General features: G+C 60.1%; 15 protein-coding genes and 1 other annotated feature. Of the genes, 2 read left to right on the top strand and 13 right to left on the bottom strand.

What is annotated here, in order from left to right:
• Positions 1-26: 26 nt before the first annotated feature.
• Positions 27-293: a binding site (T-box leader), on the bottom strand.
• The 12 genes from ROSERS_RS03745 to ROSERS_RS03690 form a co-directional block, all read right to left on the bottom strand.
• Complete coding sequence (locus ROSERS_RS03745) at positions 268-1,143, bottom strand: sulfurtransferase (protein ID WP_011955497.1); 876 nt, start codon at positions 1,141-1,143, stop codon at positions 268-270. (Overlaps the previous feature by 26 nt.)
• Positions 1,144-1,163: 20 nt before the next feature.
• Positions 1,164-2,834 carry a peptide ABC transporter substrate-binding protein gene (locus ROSERS_RS03740; RefSeq protein ID WP_011955496.1) on the bottom strand — a complete coding sequence of 557 codons (1,671 nt, stop codon included), beginning with the start codon at positions 2,832-2,834 and terminating at the stop codon, positions 1,164-1,166.
• Between the two features lie 74 nt (positions 2,835-2,908).
• Positions 2,909-3,118, bottom strand: coding sequence for a preprotein translocase subunit SecG (gene secG, locus ROSERS_RS03735; protein ID WP_011955495.1), 210 nt, complete (start codon positions 3,116-3,118; stop codon positions 2,909-2,911).
• Positions 3,119-3,189: 71 nt separating this feature from the next.
• Positions 3,190-4,341 carry a molybdopterin-synthase adenylyltransferase MoeB gene (gene moeB / locus ROSERS_RS03730; protein WP_011955494.1) on the bottom strand — a complete coding sequence of 384 codons (1,152 nt, stop codon included), beginning with the start codon at positions 4,339-4,341 and terminating at the stop codon, positions 3,190-3,192.
• 112 nt (positions 4,342-4,453) lie between these two features.
• A complete protein-coding gene (locus ROSERS_RS03725) occupies positions 4,454-4,732 on the bottom strand; it encodes a MoaD/ThiS family protein (RefSeq protein WP_011955493.1) in 279 nt (92 codons plus the stop codon).
• Between the two features lie 268 nt (positions 4,733-5,000).
• Complete coding sequence (locus ROSERS_RS03720) at positions 5,001-5,474, bottom strand: M67 family metallopeptidase (RefSeq protein WP_011955492.1); 474 nt, start codon at positions 5,472-5,474, stop codon at positions 5,001-5,003.
• Between the two features lie 182 nt (positions 5,475-5,656).
• On the bottom strand, positions 5,657-6,622 hold the full coding sequence (locus tag ROSERS_RS03715; RefSeq protein ID WP_011955491.1) for a PLP-dependent cysteine synthase family protein: 966 nt from the start codon (positions 6,620-6,622) through the stop codon (positions 5,657-5,659).
• Entirely contained in the window at positions 6,619-7,008 is a 390-nt protein-coding gene (locus ROSERS_RS03710) for an iron-sulfur cluster assembly scaffold protein (protein WP_011955490.1), read from the bottom strand. Before ROSERS_RS03710 ends, ROSERS_RS03715 begins: the two co-directional genes overlap by 4 nt.
• Entirely contained in the window at positions 7,008-7,460 is a 453-nt protein-coding gene (locus tag ROSERS_RS03705) for a SufE family protein (RefSeq protein ID WP_011955489.1), read from the bottom strand. Before ROSERS_RS03705 ends, ROSERS_RS03710 begins: the two co-directional genes overlap by 1 nt.
• Positions 7,461-7,471: 11 nt before the next feature.
• Entirely contained in the window at positions 7,472-8,317 is an 846-nt protein-coding gene (locus tag ROSERS_RS03700; protein ID WP_011955488.1) for a sulfurtransferase, read from the bottom strand.
• 92 nt (positions 8,318-8,409) lie between these two features.
• Positions 8,410-8,727, bottom strand: a complete 318-nt coding sequence (locus ROSERS_RS03695) for a non-heme iron oxygenase ferredoxin subunit (RefSeq protein WP_011955487.1) — start codon at positions 8,725-8,727, stop codon at positions 8,410-8,412.
• Between the two features lie 89 nt (positions 8,728-8,816).
• Complete coding sequence (locus ROSERS_RS03690) at positions 8,817-9,227, bottom strand: hypothetical protein (protein ID WP_011955486.1); 411 nt, start codon at positions 9,225-9,227, stop codon at positions 8,817-8,819.
• A 260-nt stretch (positions 9,228-9,487) separates the two neighbouring features.
• Between ROSERS_RS03690 and ROSERS_RS03685 the strand changes: the two genes are divergently transcribed.
• Together ROSERS_RS03685 and ROSERS_RS03680 are read left to right on the top strand one after the other, a co-directional pair.
• Positions 9,488-9,787 carry a BrnT family toxin gene (locus ROSERS_RS03685; protein ID WP_041332939.1) on the top strand — a complete coding sequence of 100 codons (300 nt, stop codon included), beginning with the start codon at positions 9,488-9,490 and terminating at the stop codon, positions 9,785-9,787.
• Positions 9,774-10,070, top strand: a complete 297-nt coding sequence (locus tag ROSERS_RS03680; RefSeq protein ID WP_011955484.1) for a hypothetical protein — start codon at positions 9,774-9,776, stop codon at positions 10,068-10,070. The genes ROSERS_RS03685 and ROSERS_RS03680 overlap by 14 nt, the downstream gene beginning before the upstream one ends.
• Positions 10,071-10,233: 163 nt before the next feature.
• Here ROSERS_RS03680 and sufB read toward each other — a convergent pair whose 3' ends face one another.
• Positions 10,234-11,649, bottom strand: coding sequence for a Fe-S cluster assembly protein SufB (gene sufB / locus ROSERS_RS03675; protein WP_011955483.1), 1,416 nt, complete (start codon positions 11,647-11,649; stop codon positions 10,234-10,236).
• Positions 11,650-11,668: the final 19 nt, after the last annotated feature.

Raw genomic sequence — 11,668 nt, 5'->3', positions numbered from 1 at the left:
CTTACCAACAAAAAATCCCCGCCCCCAACAGGGACGAGGTAGAAAACCCCGCGGTACCACCCTGATTCAGCCGATACACCGTCGGCTGCACTCATCGAGGCGCCAGCACACCTCCGCCGGGATAACGGTCGGCGCAACCGGGGCAGGCTACTGACGCGCTGATTGTCCGCCTGGCGCGTTCACCTCCCGGCTCAGGAGTGATATTCGGCGACCGAACTCTGGCGCGCCTCTCACCACCCGCGCGCTCGCTGACCGGTTCACTGCCGCCTACTCGTCTCCGTCACAGCCTTTGCAGGGTATTATATCACATGCTGCGGGGCGTGCAGGATCACGCGACCAGTCGCTCCAGGAGCCTTCGTAGAGCAGGACGTTCTTCCAGCCAGCGCGTTCGAGCGCCAGGATGGTATGTGCAGCCGTAACGCCAGAACCGCAGTAACACACAATGGTTTCGGCGCGGTCGGCGCCAAGCGCGGCATAACGCGCCCGCAGCGCGTCTGCCGGCAATAACCGTCCATTGGTATCGATGGCATCGGCGTAAGGTGCGGAAACTGCGCCTGGAATATGTCCGGCGCGCGGATCGAGGGGTTCGGCAATCCCCTGGTAGCGCTCTGGCGCACGCACATCGATGATCAGTGCGCGTGGATTGTGGCGCAGTGTCTCCACAGCATCTGCATCGACAACCATCAAGCGGTTGGGGCGTGGGACGAATACTGTCGGTTGTGGCGCCACATCACCTGTTTCGACCGGGAAACCGGCAGCCGTCCATGCAGGCCATCCCCCGTCGAGCAGTGAGACCCGTTCGTGCCCGAAATAGCGCAACAGCCACCAGAGACGCGCAGCATAGGCGCCGCCAACGCTGTCGTAGGCGATAACGTGGGTTGTGGGCGCAATCCCCGCGCGTGAGGCGGTTGCTGCGAATGCTTCGGGTGACGGAATGGGATGGCGACCCGGTCCCTGAAACGGCGGCGCCGCCAGGTCAGTGTCGATGTCGAGATATACGGTGCCGGGGATGTGCGCTTCCAGATACTCAATGCGTCCCCGACCGGGTTCGAGGAGATACCAGCGCAGATCGGCGATGCGGATGTCTGGATCGTTCAGGTGCTCCAGGAGCCATGCAGGATCTACGAGATGGTCGATGGTCATACCGGTGTACTTTCTTCTGCTTATCGCAAATCACCGCGGATCTCGCGAGCGCTACGCAGATACCAGCGGTTGACATTCACAAAACGCCCCTCGCGCCCGATCAGCAGATGGGGCGAAGCGGCGGCATCCGGCGGGACGGCAATCGTGTCGCCGAGGTCGGCAACTGTGGCGTGGAACAGGATCGGTTGATAGAGAATGATCCCCGGCGCCAGTTCGACCCAGCGTTCCTGAAATTCACGGTAGAGTTCGGCACGATCCGTGATGTCGTAGATTTTGCGCGCGCTGGAGAGAATCTCGTCGATAGTGGCATCTGCGAGACCTGCGTAATTGCGTCCGCGCTCCGCCTGACTCGAATGCCAGAGTTCGAAGACATCGGGATCGGAACCGAGCCGCTGCCATCCGTGCAGTGCGATGGTGAATTCATGCGTTTCCAGCCGGCGTTGCATTTCGGTCGGTTCGACCGGTTCGATAACGATCTGCACCCCGATGGCGCTCCACTGACGGGCAATCTCTTCTGCAACCGCACGCCGCGTTGGAGAGTTATCGGTCAGCAGCGAAAAGACGAGTGGTTGACCGTCCCGAACACGGACGCCATCGGCGCCCGGGACGTACCCCAGCGTGTCAAGTTGCGCCATTGCGCGGGCAACGTCTGGCTCATACCACGACACATCGGACGTTTCCGCCCACCATCCATGCAGAATCGGCGTATCGAGCCGCATCACCTTCCCCGCAAGCGCACTGGCGATCAGGGCATCCTTGTCGAGTGCAGTCGCCAGTGCGCGTCGCACGCCGAGATCGGTGAGCAGACCGTCGCGCAGGTTGAAGGAGAGCGCCGTGTATCCATCCAGCAGCGCCTGACGTCGCACAATGCCGCGTGGCAGGTTGACATCCGCCAGGGCGCTGGCGCCGGTGAATGCCAGACCCTGAATCTCGCTGCGGGTCAGCGCAGCGAATGCTTCCTGTTCAGTGCGAAAAAAGCGCAGTTCAATCGTTTCGATGAACGGGGTTGCGCCGAAATAACGCGGGTTGGCGCGTAGCAGCGCACGCTGTTCATCGAGTTCCACCAGGCGGTACGGACCGGCGCCGACCGGCAAGCGGTTGAATGGATGCGCCTCCCACTGTTCCGGCGGAACGTTACGCAGCAGGTGCGCGGGGAGGATCGGGAAACCGGTCAACCGCAGAAATGGCGCAAATGGCGCTTCCAAGCGGAAACTGACGCTGCGTTCTCCGACGCGATCAACCAGGACAGTACGCCAGAAAGCGGCAACGTTCTGATCACCGGCGAACGCCGGACCCTGCACAGCGCGCAGCGTGAACAGCACGTCATCGACCGTCACCGGCGCACCATCGTGCCACGACGCGCCGCTTCGCAGTGTAAAGGTGTAGACTGTCCCGCTCTCATCAACCGCCCACGACTCGGCGAGTGCCGGCATGGGTAGACCGTCGGGACCGGGGCGGGTCAACCCTTCGAAGACCAGGCGCTGGATGTCGGCGGCGACCGGATCGGAGGCTGGATCAGCGACCAGGGGATTGAGATGCACCGGCGCGCCGACAACCCCTTCGATATAATCGCCTCCTGCCAGCGGGCGCGCCACCGATGCGCGTGTGAGCGCCAGGTAACTCATCAGGAGCAGCACCGTCAGAGCACTGATCGACGCAATCAGGATTTGCCAGCGGATGCGACGTGCCATAGATGTATCAGCGTGGAATGCGCAAACGTCGCTTTACTCCTGTGAAGCGGCGCCTGCTGCATTCAATACGCCGTTTACCAGATTGGCAGGCTGGCGATCAGCGCCAGCAGGAGGAATACAACCGCCAGCACGATTGTTGCCTGGTGCATCGTCTTCTCGATGCCACGCTTCGTGCGGTAGATGGTGTCGCGCTGTTGCAGACCGGCAGTGCGCCCCTGCACGACGACCAGAAAGGTCAGCGCTACGCTGACAATGATAAGTGCGCTGTAAAGTGCGATTTTCACCCGTCGATCCTGTCTGTACGAACCTGAATCACGGAGCGGTATTATAGCATCAGCGCGGCTGAATGCCAACCTCAATATTTTGGCACGCTCGGATCGACCTCATCGGACCAGCGCAAGATCCCGCCTGCCATGTTCTTTACTTTGCGGAACCCTGCCTGGCGCAGCAATTCGACGGCGCGGGCGCTGCGAACACCGCTGCGACAGTAGACGACCATTTCGACCGCACTATCGAGTTCGTTCATGCGCTCTGCCAGTTCGTTGACCGAGATCCGCACGGCGCCGGGGATATGGCAGATTTCCCACTCGTTTGGTTCGCGCACATCGAGCAGGAAGGGCGGGTTGTCGCTGTGCAGCCAGTCGGCGACTTCGGCGGGAGTTATCTCGATGGTCGCGTCACGGTGCGCCTCTTCGGGCGAAATACCGCAGAACTGCTGATAATCGATCAGTTCGGTGACTGTCGGATGATCGCCGCACACTGGACAATCGGGGTTGCGCCGCAGTTTCAGTTCGCGGAAGCGCATCGCCAGCGCATCGTAGAGCAGCAGACGACCAATCAGCGGCTCGCCGATGCCGGTGAGCAGTTTGATCGCCTCGGTTGCCTGGATCGTCCCGATCACGCCGGGGAGCACGCCGAGCACGCCACCCTCGGCGCAACTCGGCACCAGACCGGGCGGCGGCGGCTCCGGGTACAGACAACGGTAGCACGGTCCGCCATGTTTCGGCGAAAAAACCGTCGCCTGCCCCTCGAAGCGGAAGATCGAGCCGTACACGTTAGGTTTGCCCAGCATCACACAGGCGTCGTTCGTCAGATAGCGGGTGGGAAAATTATCGGTGCCATCGACGATCACATCGTATGGTCGGATCAGGTCGAATGCGTTGTCCGACGTGATCTGAACGTCATAGGTAGCGATGTCGATATGCGGATTGAGATCGCGCAGGCGCATTTTTGCCGATTCGGTTTTGCGAATGCCCAGCGTGGATGTGCCGTGAATAATCTGGCGCTGCAGGTTGCTTTCGTCAACGATGTCGAAATCAACCAGTCCGATGTGCCCCACGCCCGCAGCGGCGAGATACAGCGCCAGCGGCGATCCAAGCCCGCCGGTTCCGATCAGCAACACGCTGCCCTGCTTGAGTTTACGCTGCCCCTCCATACCGAACTCGGGCAGGATCAGATGCCGTGAGTAGCGGCGGATTTCTTCATTTGACAGAGAAGGTAGAACCATATGATACCCCACAACTTCTGCACTACGGAAGAGACCAGGCACACCTCACCTGCTGATGCGCGCCCCGACATTTGTGCCGCGCGCCATTGCGCAGGCGACAAACTTCGGTGGGTCAGACGCCGCCTGCAATCGCCGGAATGATGCTCACGGTCTCGCCGTCGGGAACTGGCGTCTCGATCCCCTGCAGGTGACGGATATCTTCATCGCCGACATAGATATTGACGAAACTGCGTAGAGCGCCCTGTTCGTTGTAGAGATGCCTGCCCAGTTGCGGGTACTGCTCGCTCAATGCTGCCAGTATTTGACCCACAGAACCGGCTGCAAGCGAGACGCTGGCATTGCCGCCGACGTACTGGCGGAGTGCGGTTGGAATGGTAACGGTGACTGCCATAGGTGTGACCTCTTTTGAGAACCAAGAACCAGGAACCAGGAACCAGGAACCAGGAACTGAGAACCAAGAACCAAGAACCAGGAACCGAGAACAACGTGCAACCTTCAACCCGCTCACCTCATCCCCTCTTACCCCATCCCCTCTCTCCATGACCCCCCCGCTGCCAGTACGGGCGCGGCGCCGCTGCGCCCCTACGTCGCCCCGCCGCTGCGCCCCTACGTCGCCCCGCCGCCCTGCCTCCTCCTCGCCTCTCGCCTCTCGCCTCGACTCAGCACACAACAACTATCTCCTCCGCCACGAAACGCGCAGCAGATTCATCCAGCGTCCAGGCGGTCAGTTCGGCGGCGCGACCGTCGATCACACTCTGAATGAGAAACACGAACTGCGAACCGCCGCCAACCCCCTGAGCACCGGTCAGATCACGCGGCGACGGCGTCGCCGGATGGTCGGGATGCGAATGGTAACACCCGACGACATCGAGATGGCGGGCGCGTGCGGCGCGATCGGCGCGCAGATAGTCGCGCGGATCGAGATAGAACCGGTCGCGCTGCGAGTGTTCCGCATCGGTCGGCGTCAATCCGGTTTCGACCGTCCAGCGGTTTGGCGTCGGAAAAATATCTTCCACTGCAATGCGCGACTCATCGATCCGCCCGATCAGCAACCCGACGCACTCATTGGGATAGGTCGCTTCAGCGTGCTGCACGATAGCATAACGAACGTGGTCGGAAAGAATGATCATCATTCAGGCATGTTCCTGTCAGAAAGATCTCAAGGGTCAGAAACGTTCCTCCGTTCCCCGGCGTCTGCAACGTTCAACGTTCAACGTTCAATGTTCAACCTGGAACCTGCAACGTCCAACGCTCAACGTCCAACGCTCAACGTTCAACCCCCAACGTTCAACCCTCAACCTTCAACCTTCAACCCTCAGATCCCTTCGCCATCACGTCCATCGCCATCTTCCCAGAAGCGATCACTGAGATACTTGGCAGCGCCGTCGCACAGGATCGTCACCACCACCCCCTCGCGCAGGTCACGAGCGACCCGCAGTGCAGCAGCGACGTTGGCTGCGGCTGAGACGCCGACCATCAATCCTTCGGTACGCGCCAGACGACGCGCCATTGCGAAGGCTTCTTCACTCCGAATCTCGATGGTGGCATCCGCAAGCGTCGGATCATAAATACCGGGAACCAGCGTCGTCGATGCCATATGCTTGACGCCCTCCAGCGCGTGGTAGGGTCCGTCGGGTTGGACGGCGATCAGGCGCACGGCAGGATTGCGTGTACGCAGAAAGCGCCCGATGCCCATGAACGTGCCGCTGGTGCCCAACGCTGCCACGAAGTGCGTCACGCGACCGCCGGTTTGCGCCCAGATTTCGGGGCCGGTGCTCTCCTCGTGGGCGCGCGGGTTGGCAGGGTTGTTGTACTGATCCGGGTAGAAGTAGCGTTCCGGGTGTTCCTGCACCAGCGCACGGATCTTACGTATCGCTGCATCCATGCCCTCCAATGGATCGGTGAGCACCAGTTCTGCGCCGAGAGAACGGAGAATCCGCCGCCGTTCAGGACTGGCATTGGCGGGCAGCGCCAGCGTCACCTGATAGCCGAGCGCCGCACCAAGCGTCGCATAGGCGATGCCGGTGTTGCCGCTGGTTGCATCGGCGATCCGCATGCCGGGACGCAACAAACCGCGTCGTTCGCCATCGCGGATCATCCACAATGCCGGACGATCCTTGACCGAACCGCCGGGGTTGTACCACTCCGCCTTGGCATAGACAGCAACGCCAGGCGGCAGATCGGGATCGATCCGCGCCAGGCGCAGCAGCGGCGTGTTGCCGACCAGATCGATCAGCGTGCTGCGGCGGTCTATCCGTTCCTCAAATACGCGCAGACTCACGACATCTTTCCCATCCGGCAGGTTGAGATCGCTGCCTTCAATATCCGCAGTGCCAGCGTTGCACAACGCGGTCGCGTTCCGACCACTTCACGTTCCAGGAGATCGATCATCTCGTCCGGCGTCATCGTCTCAACTGCTGCAAATGTCGCACCGGCAGCGAGTTCGGTCAGTATCGAAGCCGCCGCCTGCGAAATTGTGCACCCGCGCCCCTCAAAGGAGACTGCTGTGATGCGATCCGGCGGTTCAACCTTCAGATAGATGGTGATGACGTCGCCGCATTCAGGATGACCGCCGGTCAGTGTCACATCCGCATCGACAAGGGGACCGCGATGGCGTGGATGTTCATAATGGTTCAGCAGACGCGCAATGAGCGCCGCGCGATCCATCACCCGTTCCGTTTCGCCAGTTCCCGTGTGGCGAGCCGCTTCAGATACGCCAGCAGATAACTGATACCGTTCAGTCGCTGTGGCGAAAGCACCTGGTGCAACCCCATTGCGTAGAAGAAATCGCCTGGAATGGCGAGCACCTCTTCCGGCGTCGCACCTTCAAGACCGTCGCGCAGCAGCGCCGCATAGCCGCGCACCGTCGGCGACTCTTCGGGAACATCGATGTGAAACGTCAACCGCTCGTCGTGTGACTCTACCGCCGCATACACCGGAGTGGCGCATTCGTGTACCTGCTCCATTGCAGCACGATTGTTGCGCAGATGATCCGGCAGCGGCGGCAGTCGGTCTGAATATTCGAGCAGCAGTTCCAGTTTTTCCGCCCGGTCCGCCGCCTGAAACTCCTCGACGATAGCACGCAGGCGCGGCGGCAGACCGGCAGGGATGTCAGACATAGTCGTGCTGGTTACTTCTCAATCGGCAGACCAACCGCGTTGCCCCACTCGGTCCAGCTGCCGTCATAATTGCGGACTTTCGGATAGCCAAGCAGGTACTTCAGCACGAACCAGGTATGGCTGGATCGCTCACCGATGCGGCAGTAGGCAATCACATCCTTGTCTGGCGTGATGCCTTTGCTGGCGTACAGTTCACGCAGTTCGTCGGCGCTCTTGAAGGTACTATCCTCGCGCACGGCGCTCGCCCATGGGATGTTCACCGCTGTGGGAATGTGACCGCCGCGCAGTGCGCCTTCCTGCGGATACTCCGGCATGTGCAGACGCTCGCCGGTGTACTCCTGCGGGCTGCGTACATCGACCAGCGCCGTGCCGCTCTGCCGGATATGCGCCAGCACCTGATCGCGGAATGCGCGAATGGCGGCATCATTGCGCTCCGGCGCATGGTACTCGCCCGGCGGGTAGGAAGGAACCTCGCGCGTCAACGGGCGCCCTTCGGCAATCCATTTGGCGCGCCCGCCATTCATAATCCGTGCGTCGGCATGTCCAAAGAGTTTGAAGACCCACAGTGCGTAGGTTGCCCACCAGTTGTGCTTATCGCCGTAGAAAACCACCGTCGTATCGTTGCTGATCCCCTTCGAGACCATCAACTGCTCGAACCGTTCGCGATCCAGATAGTCGCGGATGATCGGGTCGTTGAGTTCACCGACCCAGTCGATCTTCACCGCACCGGGGATATGCCCCTGATCATAGAGCAGAATGTCCTCATCGCACTCCACGATCCGCACCTTCGGATCGTTCAAATGATCGGCAACCCATGCGGTGTCAACCAGCGCCTCAGGGTGAGCATAACCATTCATCACAACCTCCCCCGATAATTCTGAAGTAGACCGCTTAATTTAATCAACTATATTGTACTGCCGGGGGAAGCAAGAGTCAAGCAATGCCTGCATCAGGCAACGCGCACGAGCACATCGTCTCCCTGCACCTGCACCTCGAACACCTCAATCGGCGCGAACGCGGGCAATGTCAGCGGGCGCCCGGTGCGCACATCGAAGCGTGAGCCGTGCAGCGGGCATTCCACCGTACCGTCATCGGGATCGAAGAACCCATCGCTCAACTCTGCATATGCATGGGAACAGATATCATCGGTAGCATAGATCGTCTCGCCAGCGCGAAACAGGGCGATCCGCCGACCGTTGTACTCCACAGCCCGCATACCGCCGTCTGGCAGATCATGGATCGTTGCAAGTTTGACGAACTCAGCCATTGCGCTCAACCTCATCCGTGCATCAAGGAACAACAAAACGCGCGGCATCACACGATGCTGCGCGCCAGAGACCCAACCCGGCGCCCATCCTACGGGCGACCGTTCGGCGAAACGAGGGGGGATCGCATTGAAAGACCGAGCGCTTCAAGCAGCGCCAGCGGCTCATTCTCCAGCCATCCGGTTCCCGCGTCGCGCCCGCTGGCAACCAGCACCGATCCGATCGGCGGTACGAAAATAATATCAACCGTACCCTCTCCCGTCACCAGACCAATGCGGTCCAGTTTGCCCGAACGCACCTTGACCCATAATTTGAGCGACATGATGCCGATCCGGGCAATGGAAGGCGCAGCGCGCTCGAATGCCGGATCGCTGGCCCACAAGACCTGACCGTTCAGCGCGCACAGCGCCGCCGCATCGATGCCGGGATTGCGACGCAGCGCGGCCGCGATATGTTTACCTGCGCGAGCGACAAGTTCCGGGGTTAAGGCTATGGGTTGCATCGGCGCAGCACCTCCAACGAGCGACGACCGGTCGTACAAGCAGTACTATTGTACCATGTCGGTTCCTCGTTTGGAGCACCAATTTTAGCGGGGAGGGGGTCAGGCTCCTGTTTCGGAGGGCTAACTCACCCGACTGAGCAGCGCCGCACGCTGGACGTGTTGGTGGGTGCGATTGTGGTTTCATGCTTGCCACGTCTCGTCTGAAGGTCGCGTATGCTATCATATACCTGGCACGAAGCGAATGCGCAGGCTGTTGCGTGATGGATGTTGTCTATCGACTCCAGGGTGTCGAATTTGAGTGGGATGACCAGAAGTCCCGACTCAACATCGTCAACCACGGCGTAACCTTTGAGGAAGCTGCCGAGGTCTTTTTTGATCCATTCTATCAATATGGAGATGCTACTCCAAACGATGTCAACGAGCAGCGCAATTTTGTCCTGGGCTACCCGGTCGCGCAACGCTTATTGCTGGTTGTCTACACCGAGCGACGCGAGCGAACGCGGATTATCTCTGCACGATTGGCAACGCGCGCAGAAAGGAAACTCTATGAGTCAGCCTGAGTTCCCAACCGAGCTCCATCTTCGTCCTCGCCCGACAATCACGATTACTCTAAACTTGCCAACCGATACCTTCGCAATGGTACAGGAAGTTGCTGCAAGTCGTGATATGTCGGCTGAAGCTTTGTTGAAACTCTATATCGGGCAGGGATTACGGCACGATATTGCACAACGGTTTGCAGACAGGGTGTTAGATCTCACAGCGCAGGTATTGGCACGGCATGGACAATCGCCGGAGCAGGTTGATGCGATCTTGCGGGACATCCGGAGCGCGACCGGCGCCTGAGCGACACTTCTTCATCAAAGGTTGAACACTCTTACAAAGACACAAGGCGCAAAGGATTGTACGTTCGCCACGGAACGCGCAATTCCTTTGCGCCTTCAACCTTCCCGTCTGCCACGTTCAATGTGGAACGCGCACGACCTTCCTGTTGCTTGCCGCTCGCCTCTTATCCCACCGACCCTTCCATCTCGAGTTGAATGAGACGGTTGAGTTCAACGGCGTACTCCATCGGCAGTTCGCGCGTGAACGGCTCCATAAAACCGAGCACGATCATCGACAGCGCGTCAGCCTCGCTGATGCCGCGGCTCATCAGATAGAACAGTTGCTCCTCGCCGATACGCCCCACCGTCGCCTCGTGCGCCAGGGTGCAGCGGTCTTCCTCAATCTCGATGTACGGGATCGTATCGGATGCCGACTTCTCATCCAGGATGAGCGCGTCACAGTTCACATTGATCTTCGCCCCGGTTGCGCCCGGCGCCACCTTCGCCAGACCGCGGTACGTCGTCTTGCCGCCATTCTTCGAGACCGACTTGTTGGTGATGCGGCTCGTCGTATCTGGCGCGATATGCACCATTTTGGCGCCGGCGTCCTGGTGCTGCCCCTTGCCGGCATACGCCACCGAGAGCACCTCGCCGCGCGCGCCGCGCCCCATCAGGTAGACCGACGGGTACTTCATCGTCAGGCGCGAACCGATGTTGCCATCGACCCACTCCATGCTCGCCTCTTCATAGGCGATAGCGCGCTTGGTCACCAGGTTGAAGATATTGTTCGCCCAGTTCTGGATCGTGGTATAGCGGCACTTGCCGCCCTTCATCACGATGATCTCGACCACCGCCGAGTGCAGCGAGTTAGTGCTGTAGATCGGCGCGGTGCATCCCTCGATATAGTGCACCGACGCACCTTCCTCGACGATAATCAGGGTGCGCTCGAACTGACCCATGTTCTCCGCATTGATGCGGAAGTACGCCTGAAGCGGAATATCGACGTGCACCCCCTTCGGCACGTAGACGAACGACCCGCCCGACCAGACCGCTGTGTTCAGCGCAGCGTACTTGTTATCCGCCGCCGGCACGACCGTACCGAAGTATTGCTTGAAGATCTCCGGGTACTCCTTCAACCCGGTATCGGTGTCGAGGAAAATCACCCCCTGCTTCGCCCACTCTTCGCGCAGCGAGTGATAGACGACTTCCGACTCGTACTGCGCGCCGACGCCTGCCAGGAACTTGCGCTCCGCTTCAGGGATGCCCAACCGCTCAAAGGTGTTCTTGATCTCCGGCGGCACGGCGTCCCAATCGGTCTGCGGGCGCTCGCCAGCACGCACGAAATAGTGAATATCGTCATAGTTCAATTCTGCCAGTTCAGGGTTCGCCCACATGCCGGTCAGCGGCGTCGGCTTTTTGCGGAAGATTTCGAGCGCCTGCAACCGACGCTTCAACATCCACTCCGGCTCACCCTTCATCCCTGACAGTTCACGCACGACTTTTTCGTTCAAGCCCTTTTCAGACTTGAAAATATATCGTTCCTCGTTGCGGAACGCGTACTTCGAGTAATCGAAATCCAGATTCGTCGCTGTCACAGCCATTGGATGCACTCCTCTCCCA

The organism is Roseiflexus sp. RS-1 (assembly GCF_000016665.1).
In the GTDB taxonomy this organism is placed as follows: Bacteria; Chloroflexota; Chloroflexia; order Chloroflexales; family Roseiflexaceae; genus Roseiflexus.
The sequence above is the reverse complement of the archived record's forward strand: the minus strand, read 5'-3'. Positions and strand labels throughout refer to the sequence as shown.

Bases quoted from the DNA above. Each gene is read 5' to 3' on its own strand.
- ROSERS_RS03745 (WP_011955497.1), bottom strand. From the start codon at position 1,143: ATGACCATCGACCATCTCGTAGATCCTGCATGGCTCCTGGAGCACCTG.
- ROSERS_RS03740 (WP_011955496.1), bottom strand. From the start codon at position 2,834: ATGGCACGTCGCATCCGCTGGCAAATCCTGATTGCGTCGATCAGTGCT.
- moeB (WP_011955494.1), bottom strand. From the start codon at position 4,341: ATGGTTCTACCTTCTCTGTCAAATGAAGAAATCCGCCGCTACTCACGG.
- ROSERS_RS03725 (WP_011955493.1), bottom strand. From the start codon at position 4,732: ATGGCAGTCACCGTTACCATTCCAACCGCACTCCGCCAGTACGTCGGC.
- ROSERS_RS03720 (WP_011955492.1), bottom strand. From the start codon at position 5,474: ATGATGATCATTCTTTCCGACCACGTTCGTTATGCTATCGTGCAGCAC.
- ROSERS_RS03710 (WP_011955490.1), bottom strand. From the start codon at position 7,008: ATGGATCGCGCGGCGCTCATTGCGCGTCTGCTGAACCATTATGAACAT.
- ROSERS_RS03705 (WP_011955489.1), bottom strand. From the start codon at position 7,460: ATGTCTGACATCCCTGCCGGTCTGCCGCCGCGCCTGCGTGCTATCGTC.
- ROSERS_RS03700 (WP_011955488.1), bottom strand. From the start codon at position 8,317: ATGAATGGTTATGCTCACCCTGAGGCGCTGGTTGACACCGCATGGGTT.
- ROSERS_RS03695 (WP_011955487.1), bottom strand. From the start codon at position 8,727: ATGGCTGAGTTCGTCAAACTTGCAACGATCCATGATCTGCCAGACGGC.
- ROSERS_RS03690 (WP_011955486.1), bottom strand. From the start codon at position 9,227: ATGCAACCCATAGCCTTAACCCCGGAACTTGTCGCTCGCGCAGGTAAA.
- ROSERS_RS03685 (WP_041332939.1), top strand. From the start codon at position 9,488: ATGGATGTTGTCTATCGACTCCAGGGTGTCGAATTTGAGTGGGATGAC.
- ROSERS_RS03680 (WP_011955484.1), top strand. From the start codon at position 9,774: ATGAGTCAGCCTGAGTTCCCAACCGAGCTCCATCTTCGTCCTCGCCCG.
- sufB (WP_011955483.1), bottom strand. From the start codon at position 11,649: ATGGCTGTGACAGCGACGAATCTGGATTTCGATTACTCGAAGTACGCG.